Source organism: Roseovarius sp. (genome assembly GCF_965228755.1).
Taxonomy (GTDB): Bacteria; Pseudomonadota; Alphaproteobacteria; order Rhodobacterales; family Rhodobacteraceae; genus Roseovarius.
This window is the reverse complement of record NZ_CBDDIG010000008.1, coordinates 515,197-531,444: the sequence shown is the minus strand read 5'-3', so window position 1 is coordinate 531,444 and position 16,248 is coordinate 515,197. Positions and strand designations below refer to the sequence as shown.

Annotated in this window: 12 protein-coding genes and 3 pseudogenes; 10 read left to right on the top strand and 5 right to left on the bottom strand. The window is 61.6% G+C overall.

The window, feature by feature from the left end:
• Positions 1-156: 156 nt before the first annotated feature.
• From ACO07J_RS16415 to ACO07J_RS16400, 4 genes and pseudogenes are all read left to right on the top strand, one after another.
• Positions 157-483 carry a type II toxin-antitoxin system PrlF family antitoxin gene (locus ACO07J_RS16415; RefSeq protein WP_422030881.1) on the top strand — a complete coding sequence of 109 codons (327 nt, stop codon included), beginning with the start codon at positions 157-159 and terminating at the stop codon, positions 481-483.
• Positions 480-998: a type II toxin-antitoxin system YhaV family toxin gene (locus ACO07J_RS16410; protein WP_422030879.1), complete on the top strand. Its 519-nt coding sequence runs from the start codon at positions 480-482 to the stop codon at positions 996-998. Before ACO07J_RS16415 ends, ACO07J_RS16410 begins: the two co-directional genes overlap by 4 nt.
• A gap of 210 nt (positions 999-1,208) precedes the next feature.
• Positions 1,209-1,418 carry a StaA gene (locus tag ACO07J_RS16405; RefSeq protein WP_422030877.1) on the top strand — a complete coding sequence of 70 codons (210 nt, stop codon included), beginning with the start codon at positions 1,209-1,211 and terminating at the stop codon, positions 1,416-1,418.
• Between the two features lie 181 nt (positions 1,419-1,599).
• Positions 1,600-3,774, top strand: a pseudogene (locus ACO07J_RS16400) (strawberry notch-like NTP hydrolase domain-containing protein); the annotation flags it as partial.
• A gap of 123 nt (positions 3,775-3,897) precedes the next feature.
• Here ACO07J_RS16400 and ACO07J_RS16395 read toward each other — a convergent pair.
• From ACO07J_RS16395 to ACO07J_RS16385, 3 genes are read right to left on the bottom strand one after another with little or no spacing between them, the layout of a single operon-like run.
• A complete protein-coding gene (locus ACO07J_RS16395) occupies positions 3,898-4,902 on the bottom strand; it encodes a tyrosine-type recombinase/integrase (protein WP_007803296.1) in 1,005 nt (334 codons plus the stop codon).
• Positions 4,899-6,254: a tyrosine-type recombinase/integrase gene (locus ACO07J_RS16390; protein ID WP_007803294.1), complete on the bottom strand. Its 1,356-nt coding sequence runs from the start codon at positions 6,252-6,254 to the stop codon at positions 4,899-4,901. The genes ACO07J_RS16395 and ACO07J_RS16390 overlap by 4 nt, the downstream gene beginning before the upstream one ends.
• Positions 6,251-7,480 carry a site-specific integrase gene (locus ACO07J_RS16385; RefSeq protein WP_007803583.1) on the bottom strand — a complete coding sequence of 410 codons (1,230 nt, stop codon included), beginning with the start codon at positions 7,478-7,480 and terminating at the stop codon, positions 6,251-6,253. Before ACO07J_RS16385 ends, ACO07J_RS16390 begins: the two co-directional genes overlap by 4 nt.
• A 128-nt stretch (positions 7,481-7,608) precedes the next feature.
• Here ACO07J_RS16385 and ACO07J_RS16380 point away from each other — a divergent pair.
• From ACO07J_RS16380 to ACO07J_RS16355, 6 genes and pseudogenes are all read left to right on the top strand, one after another.
• A pseudogene (locus ACO07J_RS16380) lies at positions 7,609-9,717 on the top strand (strawberry notch C-terminal domain-containing protein); the annotation flags it as partial.
• A 14-nt stretch (positions 9,718-9,731) separates the two neighbouring features.
• Positions 9,732-10,013, top strand: a pseudogene (locus ACO07J_RS16375) (hypothetical protein); the annotation flags it as partial.
• Positions 10,014-10,162: 149 nt separating this feature from the next.
• The gene (locus ACO07J_RS16370) at positions 10,163-10,891 is read left to right on the top strand and encodes a DUF736 family protein (protein ID WP_422030874.1); all 729 of its coding nucleotides are present in this window, start codon (positions 10,163-10,165) and stop codon (positions 10,889-10,891) included.
• Positions 10,892-11,209: 318 nt separating this feature from the next.
• A complete protein-coding gene (locus ACO07J_RS16365) occupies positions 11,210-11,854 on the top strand; it encodes an EamA family transporter (protein WP_422030872.1) in 645 nt (214 codons plus the stop codon).
• A gap of 184 nt (positions 11,855-12,038) precedes the next feature.
• Complete coding sequence (locus tag ACO07J_RS16360; RefSeq protein ID WP_422030870.1) at positions 12,039-13,718, top strand: anti-phage dCTP deaminase; 1,680 nt, start codon at positions 12,039-12,041, stop codon at positions 13,716-13,718.
• Positions 13,711-14,229 (top strand): hypothetical protein, encoded by a 519-nt coding sequence (locus ACO07J_RS16355; RefSeq protein ID WP_422030868.1) that lies wholly within the window; start codon positions 13,711-13,713, stop codon positions 14,227-14,229. The genes ACO07J_RS16360 and ACO07J_RS16355 overlap by 8 nt, the downstream gene beginning before the upstream one ends.
• Positions 14,230-14,231: 2 nt before the next feature.
• Here ACO07J_RS16355 and ACO07J_RS16350 read toward each other — a convergent pair whose 3' ends face one another.
• Positions 14,232-14,492, bottom strand: coding sequence for a DUF6527 family protein (locus tag ACO07J_RS16350; protein WP_422030909.1), 261 nt, complete (start codon positions 14,490-14,492; stop codon positions 14,232-14,234).
• A gap of 96 nt (positions 14,493-14,588) precedes the next feature.
• A complete protein-coding gene (locus ACO07J_RS16345) occupies positions 14,589-16,226 on the bottom strand; it encodes a mucoidy inhibitor MuiA family protein (protein WP_422030866.1) in 1,638 nt (545 codons plus the stop codon).
• Positions 16,227-16,248: the final 22 nt, after the last annotated feature.

Sequence of the window (16,248 nt, the reverse complement as noted above, 5' to 3'; positions counted from 1 at the left end):
GCTGGCCGAGTTCCTGGCGGGGCGAGAATAGGTGCTGCGCCGGAGGGTTGACCGACCTCTCCGGCGACGGCATATCCTGCGGCTTGTCTTGACACGGCAATGCAAATGCATTACCTAGCACGAGTAGCAAAGGCCCCTTTTGTTCAGGAGACTGCCATGACAGCGCTCGCACAAGATGTATCGAAGCTCACGGATCGGTATCAGACGACCGTGCCGGCGGGTGTGCGCAAGCAGCTGAAGCTGGGCAAGGGCGATCAGATCCGCTACTGCACGGAGCCGAGTGGCAGGGTCTATATTGAGCCCGTGCGCACAGAGGAGGAAGATCCTGCGCTCGGCGCGTTTCTGGATTTCGTCGAAGCCGATATCAAGGCGCATCCGGACCGCATTCGGGCGTTCGATGGGGCTTTGCATGACCGTCTTGTGGCGCTGGTCGGAGACGTTGACGTTGATCTCGATGCGCCGCTTTCGCTCGAGGATGAATGACCGGCTTAACTATGCCCGCCCAGGCGCCACTCGTCGTAAACGGATGGTCGATCTATGCGCATCCGCTCTTTCTTGATCAGCTTGAAGGGCTGATCGAGGAGGTCGAGGCGCGTAGAACGCGCGACCCAAAGACTTGGCGCAAGAAAAACTGCACGAAGCGGCTGGCCGCCATCTTCAAGCTGGTGACCGAGGCCATACCGGCGGATCCGGGTGCCTCGGCATTCCGGCAAGGCGGTACGCTCGGCGATCACCGTAAGCATTGGTTCCGGGCGAAGTTCTTCCAACAACACCGGTTGTTCTACCGGTTCAATAGCGACGCGAAGGTCATCGTGTTGGCATGGGTGAACGACGACAAGACCCTGCGCGCCTACGGCAGCAAGACGGATGCCTATGCGACATTCAAAGGGATGTTGGACAATGGCAATCCTCCTGACAATTTCGACGCGCTTTTGAAAGAAGCCGCGGCGGCAGACAAGCGTTTCGAGACGTCCCTTGAAGCGGCGCCTGGGCGGTAAGTGGCCCATGGAAGGCTTGCTGTGACCCCTACGGCAGTGCCGTTTACGGCACCACGCAAGGTGATGTAGCATCGGCCCGCGACACGGTCGGAGAAAGCGCAATGGACCCAACGGGAAAGGAAGGACCGCACCTCGGACTCGATGAGCAACGCGCACCTCAGATGAAGCGGAGCCCTTTCCCAATTGCGGTGCGCGTTGCAGACATGCCCGATGGCCTTGGCAAACTTTTGGACAAAGGTCTCGAGGAACACTTCCGTGGCCGTTGAAGCGACTTCGTATGACGCGTGGTTACGCGCGAGGGTACAGGCCGCGCTCGAGGATGCACGCGCGGGAACATCACAGTTTCAAGTGATGCAGGCTGCCCAGGCTTTGATTGATGCAAAGCGCCAGGGCCAATTCAAGCGCTGCGCGGGCCCCTGATCGCACTTAAGATCCGCATGCCTGTAATTTTGCCTGGATGACTCTGCCCGAAGAGATTCTGGCGGCAGAGGTCGTCATGGATAAGAACTGTGGCCAGCGCTGTCTGACCTCGTCACCCTGAAAAGCGAAAGCGGGCTTTTTGTCCTTTGGAACTCAGACCCTGATCCAAAGGAAAATCCCCATGGCCAAGCCCCGCTCAACGCTCCCCAATCCTGTCGAATCCGACGTTGATCTCGCCACTGCACTGGCGCAGATCGGCGCGGAGATCGACAGCCAACCCCTGCGCAGTTCAGCGCTCGCGCGCATCATGCGCACGACGTTCCTCGGCAGCGATGCCAGTGGCGCGTGGGACTGGCGCATGGCCTATGACATGATGCAGGCGGCGGCTGTGCAGGCGCTGCTTCGTGGCGACAGCGGTGAGGATGATTACTCTGCTGCAAAACTCCTTGCTTCGCGGCTCCTGACGGAGACCCGCCGCTCGGAGCAGCAGATCCGGCTCCAGCAGTTTTCTACGCCGCTGCCCTTTTCGGCTCTGACCGTGCGGGCGGCCGCGATCCGCAAGGGCGAGACCGTGCTGGAGCCCTCGGCTGGCACCGGTGCCCTGGCCCTATTCGCTGCCCGGGCCGGTGCGACGCTTCTGCTCAATGAAATCGCTCCCTTTCGCCAGCGCCTCCTGCGGGCCCTCTTCGGTGGCGAGGTGACGGGCCATGACGGCGAGCATATCGACGATCTGCTGCAGACCCAGATCCTGCCCGATGTGGTCGTCATGAACCCGCCCTTTGCCTCCTCGGTCGATCGATCCCGGGACAAGCACATCTCGGCCAAGCATCTTATCGCGGCTACCAAGCGCCTCGCACCCGGCGGGCGGCTAGTGGCGATCATGCCGCCGGGGTTCTGCCCAGAGCGTGACGCTGCCCATTGGACGCGCGCCTGCGGGCTCCTGAGCCCGCGCCTCGCATTGACGATGCCAGGACAGGTTTACCGCAAGCTCGGCACCACCGTGGAGACCCAGCTCATGGTCTTCGACAAGATGCAGGAAAGTTCAGAGCTTATCCGCGCCCGCGTGCGCGATCTGGACGAGGCCCTGGCCCATGTTGATGACGTGGCGGCGACGCGGCCGAAGTCGCGGCGGTCCCAGGCGGTTGCGACGACCTCGCATGCGTCCACGGGCGTTCCTGGGCCTGTCAGACGCAAGCGGGCCGCTGTGGCGCGCGCCGCGTCCAAGCCGCGGACCAATGCCGCCATCCCGCTCACATACAAGGGTCTTGAGACCCCGCGCGACAACACGCCAGTCTCGGACATCTACGCCAGGTATCGCCCGCAGCGGATCGAGATCCCTGGAGCGCAGGAACACCCCACACCGCTCGTGGAAAGCATCGCCATGGCCTCGGTCGCGCCGCCCGCGCCCTCAAGCGCACCCGCCGAAGAGTTGCGCCTGCCCGCCAAGCTGGTCGAAGAAGGGCACCTCTCCGAGGCGCAGCTCGAGACCATCATCATGGCGAACGATGCCCATGGGCGCGACCTGCCGGGGCGGTTCACCATCGATGAGGATCAGACCAAGCTGACGCGCGCGGACGAGGATCCGGACGCGCGCGCCTATCGCCTTGGCTACTTCCTCGGCGACGGGACCGGCTGCGGGAAGGGACGGGAATGCGCAGGGCTCATCCTGGTGAACTGGCTCGCCGGGCGTCGCAAGGCGCTCTGGGTCTCCAAATCGGCCACGCTCATCGAAGATGCCATCCGCGACTGGACCGACCTTGGTGGCTCGCCCGCCGATATTCAGCCACTCTCCAAGTGGAAACCGGATCAGCCCATCCCCATGGGCGACGGCATCCTCTTTGTCACCTACGCCACGCTGCGCTCGGCGGGCAAATGTGGCACCACGCGGCTGAGCCAGATCCTCGATTGGATGGGCGAGGACTTCGACGGCGTGCTGGCCTTTGACGAAGCCCATGCCATGCAGAATGCTGCGGGATCCGAGCAGGGCAGGGGCGTCAAACCCTCGCAGCAGGGCCTGTCGGGTCTTCGGCTGCAACTCGCCGCCCCGCGAGCCCGGGTCTTCTACGTCTCGGCGACAGGCGCCACCAGTGTGCACAACCTCGCCTATGCCGCGCGCTTGGGTCTCTGGGGGCAGGGGCCGGACTACCCGTTCCCGAGCCGCGAGAGCTTCGTCTCGGCGATGGAAGCGGGCGGCGTCGCGGCCATGGAGGTCGTGGCACGCGATCTCAAGACGCTCGGGCTCTACACCGCCCGCGCGCTCAGCTTCGAAGGGGTGGAATATGACGTGCTCGAACACGCACTCACGCCGGCCCAGACCAGGATCTACGACGCCTATGCAGGCGCCTTCCGCACCTTATGCGCAGCTGCGCATAACGTACGTAATCGCGAGGACGCGATAATGCGAAGGAACGCGGCACCATCGCTATTTTTCGGGGATATCGGGGCTGCGTCCTTCACATTATTTCTCCTTCGGTTGGGGTCAGAGAGTATCGAGCCAGGCGAGCAGGTCCGCGTCACGTTTCCATCGCGCGGGTCGATTTCCTTCTGCCGGAACGCCGACCTGTTCGAGCGCCTTTCGCTTGGTTTCGAGATTGGCCTGAGCGTAGTGGTTGGTCGTGTCGAGGCTGACATGCCCCAGCCAGCTGCGGATGACGGTGATGTCGACGCCCGCCGCGACGAGGTGGACGGCCGTCGCGTGCCGGAAGCTGTGCGGCGTCACATGTTTCAAACGCAGCGAGGGCGTCGTTTTCGCCGCGGCCGCGACGTAGGCCGCCAGCTTGAACCGCACGCCCGAAGCTCCCAGTGGCTCGCCGTAGCGATTGACGAAGATGCGCTCATCCGGCGCGCGTGGCTGCCGCTCCAGCAGCTTCTTCATCAAAGCCACGGTTTCCGGCCAGAGCGGGCAGATGCGTTCCTTTCGCCCCTTGCCGTAAAGACGCACATAATACGGTGCTTCAAAACGGATCGCGCCGGGACACAGATCGAGCGCCTCCTGGATGCGCGCACCGCTATTATAGAGCAGCGACAGCAGCACATGGTCTCGCATCCCTTCAATGGTCGACCGGTCGGGCTGCGCGAGAATGGCCTCGACCTCCCCTGGCTCAAGGTAGCAGGGCGCGGCGGTAGGTTTTCGCTTGAGCGGGATCGTGAGGACCTCGGCGCATTGGGCGATATATTCAGGGTCCTTGTCCGCCACGAAGCTGAAGAAGCTGCGGATCGCGGCAAGCCGACAATTGCGCGTGCCGATCGTGCCCTTGCGACCATGCTCGGCATGGGTAAGGAACGCGCGCACCTCGCTGGCGGAGACGTCGGCCAGCGTGATCCGTGCGACACCGCCGCCGTTTCGCTCCGCGACGAACCGGAGCAACATCCGCCAGGTGTCCCGATAGGACTTGATGGTATGGATCGAGGCGCTACGCTGTTCCGCCAGCCATTCCTGGAAGAAGGCCCGCAACAGTTCGGGGAAGGGATTTGTGGCTTTCATGACAGCGCCTCCCCGTTGAGACAGGGGGCGCCGACGGCGCGGAACCGCTCGCTGGCTTCCTGCAGAAGATCCTGCGTGACGGTGATGTAGACCAGCGTCGAGTTGATGTCCCGGTGACCCAGATAGGTCGAGAGGAAGTGCAGGCGGTCCTGCGGGTTGATGCCGATCCGGTACCATTGAAGGATCCGGTTCACGACCATCGAATGCCGCAGGTCATGCACACGTGGCCCCGTCCGTCCGGAGGGTGGCTTGAATCCGGCGCGGCGCATGACGTTGGTGATCATCGTGGTGACCGTCTCCGGAGTATGGTGGCCCTTGAAGTGGCCCTGCCAAAACAACCCCGATTGCTTGTCTTGTGGAGCACCTGCGCGCCGCCTCGCATCGAGATAGGCACGTAGTTCGGTCATGACGCTGTCCGACTGAGGCAGGATCCTGGTCTTGTAGAACTTCGTTTCCCGGACCGTGATCGTGCCGGATTGAAGGTCGACGTCGCCCAAATCGAGCCGCGCAATCTCACTACGTCGAAGCCCGGCGCAATAGGCAAGCAGGATCATGGTGTAGAGGGTCCACGGCCGCAGCGGGGCATGCGGCGACGGATAGGAACGGGCAACTTCGAGCATGTGCCGGATGTCAGCCGGGCTGAAGATATGCGGTTGCCGGTGCTCCCGAGCCACCTCTCGTTCCGGTCGTGGGTTGAAGCGTTTCGGCGGAATGTTCGGATCGAGCCGGTGCCGCGCCTTGGTCAGGATGCGCCCCAGCTTCTGGCATTCCGCCGCGTGATTGCGGGTGGACTTGGCCGCTGCCCAATGGGACAGCATCGTCTCGAGCGGCTCGTCCGCCAGTTCCGGATGAGCCTGCAGGAACCGGTCAAACCGCAGCAACCAGTGAGCCTGCGTCTCATACTGGTATCCCCGGTTTCGCATCAGCGCGACATGGTCACGCATGAAGTCGCCCAGAACGCTGCCGTAGGGCGCAGGCTGGCACAACGCGGCAAGTGCCTCGTCGGGATTGGGGGAGGCAAGAGCCCGCCAGATCGGCTTGTTCTGCTTGATATTGTGCTGCCTGCGAAGCTCGGCGACGGGATTGCCGGGGATCAACTCGTTCTGGACCAGATAGTCGAGGAAGCGGTCAACGATGCAGACCTGGTTCAACAGCGTCGACAATTTCCACCGCGTTGCCATGTCCCCCAGCCAGTCCTCGAGCATCTGGCGATCCACTGCTGAGTGCCGGCGCGCAACATCCTCGAAGCTGCGAAGGATCCACCGGTAAGTGTAACTGCTTCTCTGTCCGAACCGGGAGATGCGGAGAAAGTCCTCGACGGCAAGCAAATCGGGATCGTGCCAGGCGCTCATGACAGCACCTCCGATCCGGGCACGTCGAGCGCTACAGCCCGCAAATCTTCGGTGGCAAGTTTGAGATAGGCGTTGGTGGACTCGGTTGATCGGTGCCCGAGCACGTCGCCGATGATTTTTTGCGGAACCGACGCCCGCAGCAGTTCAACCGCACGCGCGTGGCGGAAGACATGTGGGCCACGCTTTCCCACCGGCACAACGCCTGCGGCCGCCAGGCGCCCGTCGACCATGCCATAGAGGTTCTTCATCCTGGTATAGGGTGCGAGGGAGCGGATGAAGACCTCCCGGCTTTCGACCTGCGGGCGCCCGAGGCGCAGATAGTCGAGCACCGCATCGCCGACCGGCGTCAGCAGCGGCATGTAGGAACAGGCATTGGTCTTGGTGTGACGGATGCGCAGCGAGTCCGCGTGCCAGTCGATGTCTTCGAGCCGGAGACTGCAGATCTCGCCTTCTCGCAGTCCGTAGATGGCGAGCATCAGCAAAATAGCATGGTCGCGCAGCCCCCTCGGCGATCTGTCCCTGGCGGTGGCCTTCAGAACCATGTCGATCTGGCTGCGGTCCAGGATCGAAGGAACATCCTCATAGGCATAGAGCATCGGGCCGATGACCTGCGGGCTCAAATCGGTCGGAACCCGCCCCGACAGGTGGAGATAGCGCAGCAGGGACCGAAGCCACGCAGCAGATGCCGCGAGCGATATCCGTCGCAGTCCGACCGCGCGCATGTCCATGTAGCGATCGATGTCCCGTACGGCCAAGCTTCGGAGACCGTCGGCACCACTGCGGCCGAAATACCAGTCCAGAAAGCGCCGCGCCTCCCGGAGCCGCGCGTCGATAGTTTCATCTGCCAGCCCGCGCTCGTCGCGCATCCAAGTTTCGTAATCATGGCAAATGGCGTGCCGGAGCATCTTAACGGGTTCGATTTCAGCCTCTGGCGGCCATGTGCCTTGGGCCAGCCGGAGCAACCTGCCGATCGCCGTATTTGGTAGCCTGTGCCAGCGCGAGCTGGGCGGCCGACCGTAGCGATCATGAAAGCAATGGACTGCGTGGAGAAAATACTGATCGACCTGCGCTGGCGTCACCATCGCCACCGGCATGTCGCGCTCGGCCAGGTAGTCCAGGAACCGACGGGCGTAGAGCCGATGGTTCGTCACGACCACCGGATTGTAGTTCTGCTCCGTGAGCGATTTCGCGAGCTCGGCGATCAGCTCGTCGTGCAACTTCAACATGAGTGTCTCCTCAGACGGTTGGAAAGCCGCCGAGGTTTGCAATCAAAATAATGCGCAGCAAAGGCCGCGCCGATATCCAGAAGCCAAGGAAAACACAAATGAATCCTGGACACCTTCGCATTATCGCGTCCTCGCGATTACGCACCATCCACCACAATCTCGAGGCGGCCCTCACCGCCACCGGCGTCAACGACGCCTCGGGCGAGACCAACGCCTCTGCCGCCCGCGCTTCGGCCAAGTCCCGGTTCGAGAGCACGAAACAGCGCTTCTTCAACCACCTTCTCATGGGCATGAAGGCCCCGACCGTGATCCGCGCCATCGAGGACGATCTGGCCGAAGGTTATGCCTGTGTTGTCCAGGTGGTTTCGACGGGGGAGAGCCTGCTGAAGCGCCGGCTCGACGCGATGGACCCGCAGGACGAACTGGTCGCGGGCGCCCTGACCCCCCGAGATTACGTTCTCGCCTACCTCGAACAGGCTTTCCCGATCCACGCGCAAACGCTCGTGGAGATCGACGGCAACACGGTGGCAGAACCCTTGCGCGACGAGACCGGCGCGCTGGTTGTCTCGCGCGAGGCGCTCGCCCTGCGCGACGCGGCGATGATGGAACTGATGACACTGGCGCCGATCCCCTCGGCGCTCGACCAGATCCTTTGGACCTTTGGAGACGAGGTCGTGGCTGAAGTGACCGGGCGCTCCATCCGACCCTTGAAGGCAGAGGACGGCCACCTCTTCATCGAGAAACGCAGCGCCAGCAGCAATTCATCGGAGACGCAGGCCTTCATGGATGGCGAGAAGGACATCCTGATCTTCTCGGATGCAGGCGGGACGGGCCGCTCCGATCATGCCTCGAGATCGGCGAAGAACCAGAAGCGGCGGCGGCATTACCTGCTGGAACCTGGCTGGCGCGCCGATGGGGCGATCCAGGGGCTTGGCCGCACGCACCGCTCGGCCCAGCTCAGCGCGCCCTTTTTCCGGGTCTGCACTTCGGACGTGCATGGCGAGAAGCGCTTCACGTCCACGATAAGCAAACGTCTCGATCAGCTGGGAGCGCTCACCAAGGGCCAGCGCGAGACCGGCTCGCAGGGCATGTTCCGCGAGGAGGACAATCTCGAAAGCCCGATCGCGCGTGCGGCGCTGCGCGGCTATTTCGCCGATCTCGCCGCCGGGCGGGCCGAGGCGATGAGCTATGAGAGCTTCACCGACTGGATCGCGCTGCGCCTGATCGACAAGGACGGGGTGCTGCTTGAAGAGCTTCCGCCGATTCAACGTTTCCTCAACCGGGTTCTGGCGCTGCCGATCCATATGCAGAACGCGCTATTCGCGGAGTTCATGAGGCGGATCTCCGACCAGACCGAACGGGCGCGCGCGGCGGGCACGCTCGATGTCGGCGTCGAAACCCTGCGCGGCGAGAAGATCGAGCAAGTCTCGACCGAAGATCTCTGGACCTGTCCGAAATCCGGTGCCGTGACGCGGATCGTCGGCCTCGAGGTGACCGACCCGGTGCATGTGCTGACCGGGGAAGAGGCGCTGTCGCGCAATCCGGACAAGACCATGATGATCAACCGCGCCTCCGGCCGCGTGGCGCTGATCTCGACGCGCCCCATGCAGATGTATGACGAGGATATCGTCACGTCGATGCGCAAGGCGGTGCGGCCGAACGGCTCGAGCTATCTCGAGGAGTCCCGGTTTGAGGCCTCCGCCTGGGAAGGGATCGGGCCGCACGAGTTCATTCGGGTCTGGGACGCCGAGGCCACCGCCCTCCCAAAAACCACAACGACCAGGCTTTACCTGCTGACCGGGCTGCTGCTGCCGATCTGGAAGGACATTCCGACCACGAACGAACGCATCTACCGGGTCACGCCGGATGGCGGATCCAGCATGATCGGGCGCACGTTGAGCGAGGAAGGCGCGGCGGCTTTGCGCGCGCGGTTCCTCGTCTCCAACCCGCGAACGCCGCAGGAGATGCTGACCGCAGCCCTGGGCACCACCGCGCCGGTCGACCTGGGCCGGGGGCTGACCCTGAGACGTCGGCGCGTCGCAGGCGAGATGCGCCTCGAACTGTGCGGTGCGGATCGGGGCATGATCGAAGGCCTCAAGGCCCTCGGCTGCTTCACCGAGATCATCGCTTTCCAGCTGCGGGTGTTTCTGCCGCATGGGGACGGGGTCGACACAGCGGGCATTCTGGCCCGGATCGTGGGGCAGCTGCCAGACGCCGCTTCAGTGGCAGCAGAATAGGCAAGGGGGAGATCATGACACTCGATGAAATCAAGGCCGCCATCGATGCGGGTCAAACCGTCCATTGGGCCAATACCGGCTACCGTGTGCACAAGGACCGCCTGGGCCAGTTCCTGATCATCTACTGGCCCAATGGCAGCAGCATCGGTCTTACTGACCGGAGCGGGCAACGGTTGAATGGAAATGAGGCAGAGTTTTTTGCCGCAGGGACGGAAGGTAACGACGCGGAAAACCCGTATCGCCATCTGAGGGCAGACGGGCAGGGGAGGGGCGTCGCTCCGGGCCGAGAGGCGACACGATCGCACCGGCGGGCAGCGCTGACCGACAGGCCGGGAAGAAAGGAAAGCAGGCTTTCTGGTTTGTGGTCCCATGAGGGGTCGAAAACGCAATCCCGGATGCGCTGGCAAGACCGCCAGGCACCGGCCAACCCAAAAGGAACCATCCCATGTTCGCAGGAACCCTGACCCGCCACGCCGAAACCGCAGCCGCGCAATATTCGGGCACAATCCACTCGACGCAATTCGATATCGCCATTCAGCTTGAAACCCGTCCAAAGATGTCAGAGCGCAGCCCGGACTTCGACGTGACCGCGGTGAACAAGTCGGGCCGCAAGGTGCGTATCGGCACGGCCTGGAACGAAACCGGCAATTCCAGCGGCAATCCATATATCTCGATGCAGATCGATGTCGGCCTCGGGCCGTTCCGCGCCAATGCCGTGCAAACCCAGGACGCGCGTGCCGCGCAGAGCGGCGAGTTCGAGATCATCCCGCTGGTTTCGAACGGCGTCATGAAGTCCGGCTCAATCTCGGGCGAGCTGACCGCGATGGATGCCGACAACGCTTTTGCCGGCTACATCGCCAACATGATGTTCGACCTCGAATTCATGCTCATCGAGAACGAGTTCAAGACCGAGGAGACCCATCCCGACTACCGGATCGAGGTCAGCTCGCCCCGTGGCAAGGCAATCCGCGTCGGCTCCGCCTGGATGGCCAGGAGCAGTCGCACGGGCAACGACTACCTGTCGCTCCTGATCAACACGCCCGATGGCGATCTGCGCGTCAACGCCGTCCAGAACGAAGAACAGCGAGGCGGCAAGACCTTCTCGATCATCCCGTTCATCGACAGCGGGGAGCAGCCCCGGGACGTGAGCGCGGGGTTGTCGCTGGTCGCCTGATCGAGGCGCGTGATTTGAGCATCAGAGCAGCAAGGGGAGCCGTGGGAACACGGCTCCCCTTTGCTATGTCGGTGGGGGTGAGAGATTGCCTGGCGCATGCGAGGTGCGAAATGCGCATTCAGTTCCATCGTGAGCCGACTTGCATCCACGGACCTATTGACATGCTGTCGTGCTTTAATGGCAGTAACTGGAAACCGGGTGGTTGCGGATGGTTGAGGCCAGGAACAGCGCACTCAGGTCGTCCAGGTCGCAGATGAGAGGGTGGGGATAGCTTCTGCATCGACAGACTGAAAAACGAACGTACTGGATTGGTACCGAATGACAGATGCAACCCCTCCAGCTTCCGTAGCGCAGAGTCACAAGCATGGCGTGTTCTTTGTGTTTGCGGCCGGCGTGCTGTGGTCCACTGTCGGCCTCGGCATCCGCCTCATCGAGGAGGCCGTTGTCTGGCAGATCCTGCTCTACAGGTCGATCAGCCTGTCTTTGTTTCTCTACATCGTCATTCGCATTCGCTCGGGCGAAAGTCCGTTCGCCCAGGTGCGCCGGGCGGGCTTTCCGGGCGTCATTGCCGGCTTGTCGTTGGTGGCGGCCTATTCCGGCGGGATCTACGCGATCCAGCTTACCTCAGTTGCCAATGCCATGTTGCTCTTCGCCACAGCGCCGTTCATGGCGGCAGTGCTTGGCTGGATCGTGCTCCGAGAGCCCGTGCGCGCCGCAACGTGGATAGCGATTGCCGCCGCCGTCGGCGGGATCGCGATCATGGTTGCCGACAAGTCTGGGGGCGTCGTTCTGAGGGGCAGCCTCGCCGCGCTTGGATCGGCCTTGGGTTTTGCTGTCTTCACCGTGGCGCTGCGATGGGGGCGCACAGGGGAAATGCTGCCGGCGGTCTTCCTTTCGGGGCTCTTTGCAATTGGTATCACGGTGGGGATCTCGGCCCATACCGGTCATCGGGAAGCATCTTGACATGCTGCATCCGCAGCCCGCTTATCAGTCATTCGCGGCACCTACCATGGCCAACTGTCTTCTAGGTTCGGTGCTTTGCGATAGAATTATCCTTTGCCCATTACCTTAACGCTATAGCAATCTACAAAGGCACGACTTAACAATGGATTAGAAAAGACTAGTTGTATTTGAGGTTGAATTTCAGATGGCTGAGACAAGTGCTGCTTCGAACTTGGTAGAAACTGGAGATGGGCTGTCTGGGCAGACGCTACTTGCAAAACACCACAGCAACGAACTTTTTGTCGCTATCGTAGGTCCTGCCGGTGCTGGATCAGGAACCGCTGCTAAACGTATCCAGTCTTTCTTTGAAGATGACTATCATTATGAGGCAGTGATCATCAAAGCGAGTTCGCTCATTCGCGATGCAGCGTTGAGCTTTGGCTTGAAAGCTCCAGAAAGCGGAGCCAGGAAAAGCCTTGATAGCATTACCATTATGCAAGACCGAGGGGATGACCTAAGAAAAGGAAATTACCTTGGAGGGACGGAAGATCATTCCGCAGTCGCGCGATACATTCTGAAGAAGATCACTAGCGAACGAGCGAGGATGCAGAAGGTGGAGGGTGCCCTGGAAGGCGGGGTCGAACCCGACGGGCGCAAACGCGTTTACATTATCGATTCGCTTCGTCACCCTGCGGAAGCGAACCTCTTGCGTCGAGTGTACCAGGACGCGTTTGCCTTGGTGGGGATCGTTTGCGACCCGGTGGTGCGCGAAAAACGCATCCGAGAGAACCTATTTGATCGCGCTGAGTGGGGCTCCACCGAGACGAAGGAGAGTGTTCGCCTTTTCCTAGACAGGGATGAAGACGCACCAGAAAAATTTGGACAGCATGTGTCTGACACGTTTCATGAAGCTGATTTCTTTGTAGATAACTCCGCCGCTGGGGAAGACGATCTCAGCATCACTGGGATGAATGACCAATTGAAGCGGTTCGTATCCTTGGTCGCGCAAGACCGCATCGTGAGGCCAACCATCTCAGAAACAGCTATGCACCATGCGAGAAGCGCTCAAATGAGAAGCGCGTGCCTTTCAAGACAGGTGGGTGCAGCACTCGTTAACCAATCGGGAACTATTGTCTCCACAGGCACGAACGAAGCGCCTAAGGCAGGTGGAGGAGTTTACGGGGAAGATTTTGAGCCGTCGGACCACAGTGATCATAGATGCGCTTTCAGAGAAACCGTGTACTGCAGCAGTAACAACGAGCAAAATCAAATCATCGAGGAGCTGATAGACGCTTTTCCTGAACTGACTTCGTCAGCAACGAGGGGTGACGTTTTAAAGAAAATCCGTGGTACGCGACTGGGGGGTTTGATTGAATTCAGCCGGGCTGTGCATGCTGAAATGGATGCCATCCTCTCTGCTTCGCTAGCAGGGGTATCACCGAAAGGCTGTAGACTGTTTGTAACAACCTATCCTTGTCACTACTGTGCGCGCCACATTGTGGCGGCAGGCATCGATGAGGTCCAGTTCATTGAACCGTACCCAAAGAGTCGAGCGACTGCGCTTCACTCCGATGCAATCACCACAGAGTCCGACGATTGGGTGGCCCCCTCTGCGGTAGAGAGCAGGAAATCTCGTGGGCAAGCTGGGTTGCCGAGCGACGATGTCACTCGATCAGAAACGACACCAAAGGTACTTTTTAAGCCTTTCGTAGGTGTCTCTCCCCGTATGTACCGGCGAGTTTTCTTGAAAGACAGAGACTACAAAGATAAGATCACAGGCAAGCGACTAAGCGGATCGCCGGCTTGGGGCGGGCCGTTAGACAACTATAAAGTCTCGTACGTGACATTGGAGAGCAGATTGGGTCGGGAGGTGTCAGATGCGTAGAGCGAACCTAACGCTCGTACACGACGCATCTGAGGGTGAGGACGCTTCGCAGTCACGCGAACAATGGAGTTTTGAGAACGCCAAGCAGTTGAGTCTGTTTGACGAATTCGAGCGCGATTACTTGTTCGTTGTACCTATGAGCGAGATGGATTATTTCGGTTTTTCAAATCTGCTTGCCAACCAAAAGCCAGTATCAATCATAGACACTCGAAAATATCCTGATTTTTTCGGACTTTATAAATCTACCAAATCCGCATTAGATCACTTTAAAAAGTCGCGAGTTGAGTATGTACATGCACCAGTAAGTTGGATAGCTCATCGTGAGTCTGTAGACACCTGGACCGTGCGTTCGACACTGATCGAAGGCTTGTCGCGTGCTAAGAGTGTCTCAGACCTTCATGGCAGATCATTTTTGCTCTTGATCTCCACAGATGAAATGAAAGCATCTTGTACGAAAACATTTGCGTCACTGCCCGACTTTGAAGAGCATTGGCAACTGCAAGCTCTTTAAGTTCATCGTCTTTCACATTTGCTGTCGCGGCACCAGAACACATCGCCTTTATTTAACCAGTAATGCGCTTTGCAGGTATTCCTTTTGTGGATTGACGGCGACAAAGACGCCCGACCAATCCAATCATAGGTGAAAACGTCTAAAGGCTGTGCTGCAATGTCCGCTTTCAATAAGCTTGCATAATACTTTGCACTCGCAGCGAACTCACGCTTTCCGCCCTTCCTTACACGTGGTTTCGCAGTTGCAGCGTAAATCGAGCACATGTGGCGAACGGCTGAAAGCTCCACCCGGCCCACATCCATCGCCACCAACTCCCGACACCGTCTTCGGAAGCTGGTGACCGACAACCCTCTCTCAGATCACTGCAGAACCATCCCCTCCGGCCATTCCAGCGTATGCGTCAGGGTGATCTCCTTCTCCTCGCCCGCCGCGATCTCGAAATCCCACGCCAGGACGCCACGCTTGCCGTCCACGTCCATCTCCGAGGCATGCGGCGCGGCGTTCCACTCGATCTCGAGGTCCTCCTGCTCCGAATAGGGCACCCGGTCCAGCACCCGCATCGGCCAGGCTTCCCCGGTCAGGTTCTCGATCTCGATCCGCACCTCCTCGGTCAGCTCGGTCGAGCGCGAGATCATGCCGCGATCCCCCTCGTTCCGGCCCAGCACCGTGCGCTCCAGCCGCAGCCCCTCGATCGGCCCGAAGGACAGCTCGGCCTCGCCGCCGGCGGGGATCAATTCAAGCGCCCGCGTCCCGATAAACCGCCCGTCGAGGTAGAAGCTCGCCTCGTGCGTCGGCAGGATCAGCTCCTCGGCCTCGTTGGTGAACTCCGCCATCAGGTAGGCGTTCGTATCGGTCAGCGGCACCGCCTGCGCCACCAGCTCGGCCTCGGTCTCCAGCGTGCCCAGCGTGATCCGCAGGTTGTCGGCGCCCGAGGCGACATCCACCGTCTCGGGATAGCTGTAGGTCACCGACAGCCCGTCGAACTGCGCAATCGCCTGCACCGGCGCCGGCGCCATCGCCGCCTCTTCCATTGCCTCGTCGGCGGCATAGCCCGCCTGCGGCTCGGCCCGCACCAGCGGCTTGGGCATCGGCACCGGCGCCTCGGGGTCGAAGATCCGCCGCAGCCACGGCCACACCTCGCCCGGTACCACCTGCCCCGAGGGCCGCGTGGTCGACAGCGTCAGCGCCACGTCGTTCCAGTTCTCGCCGGTCTGCTGGTAGACCAGCGCGCCGCGCTCGATGTCCAGCTCGCCGCTCTCCCGCTCCAGCCGCAGGTCATAGACCGGTTGCCACCCCGCCTCGTAGATATTGTAGGTCACCGTCAGCGTGCCCTCCGCCGGCGCATCCGACCGAACGGCCACGGCCAGCATCGCGCGGTCCTCCCGCTCCGGAACCAGCGCGGCCAGCGCCTGCCGTGCCCGCTTCAGATCCTCCTGCAGGTCCGTCAACTCCCGCGCCGCCGCCTCGGCCCGGCGCCGGGCACCCTGCGCCGTCTGCAACGCGGCCAGCGTCTCGCTGCCGATCATCTCCGACAGCGCCATCAGCTTCTCCACATCCAGCGCCGCCACCCCCTCGCCCTTGCCGAGCGACTCGAGGAACTCCACCCGCGCCTCGGCCGCCTTCGCCTCCAGCCGGATCGACTCGATCGCCGCCTGCCGGTTCCGCAACTCCTCTTCCAGAAGCTCGACCCGGTCCTCCGCGGCCTCGATGGCGGCATTGGTCTCCTCCGTCCGCGGCGGCACGAAATCGTTGCGGGTGCTGACACTGCCCATCTGCGCCCCCTCGACCGCCACCCGGACCGAGGCCAGCGGCGTGTTGCGCGGCAGGTCGGTCAGCAGCAACTGGTGCGACCCGGCCGGCGCGCTGAACGGCACCTCGCGGGTCACGGTCGCGCCGTCGGGATAAAGCGTGACGCCGGTGACGTCGCTGATCAGCGGGATATCCTCGGCCAGCACGGCAGAGGGCAACAGGGCAAGGGCAAAAGCGAGACGTTGCATGGGGAAAGCTCCTGAGTGTTTG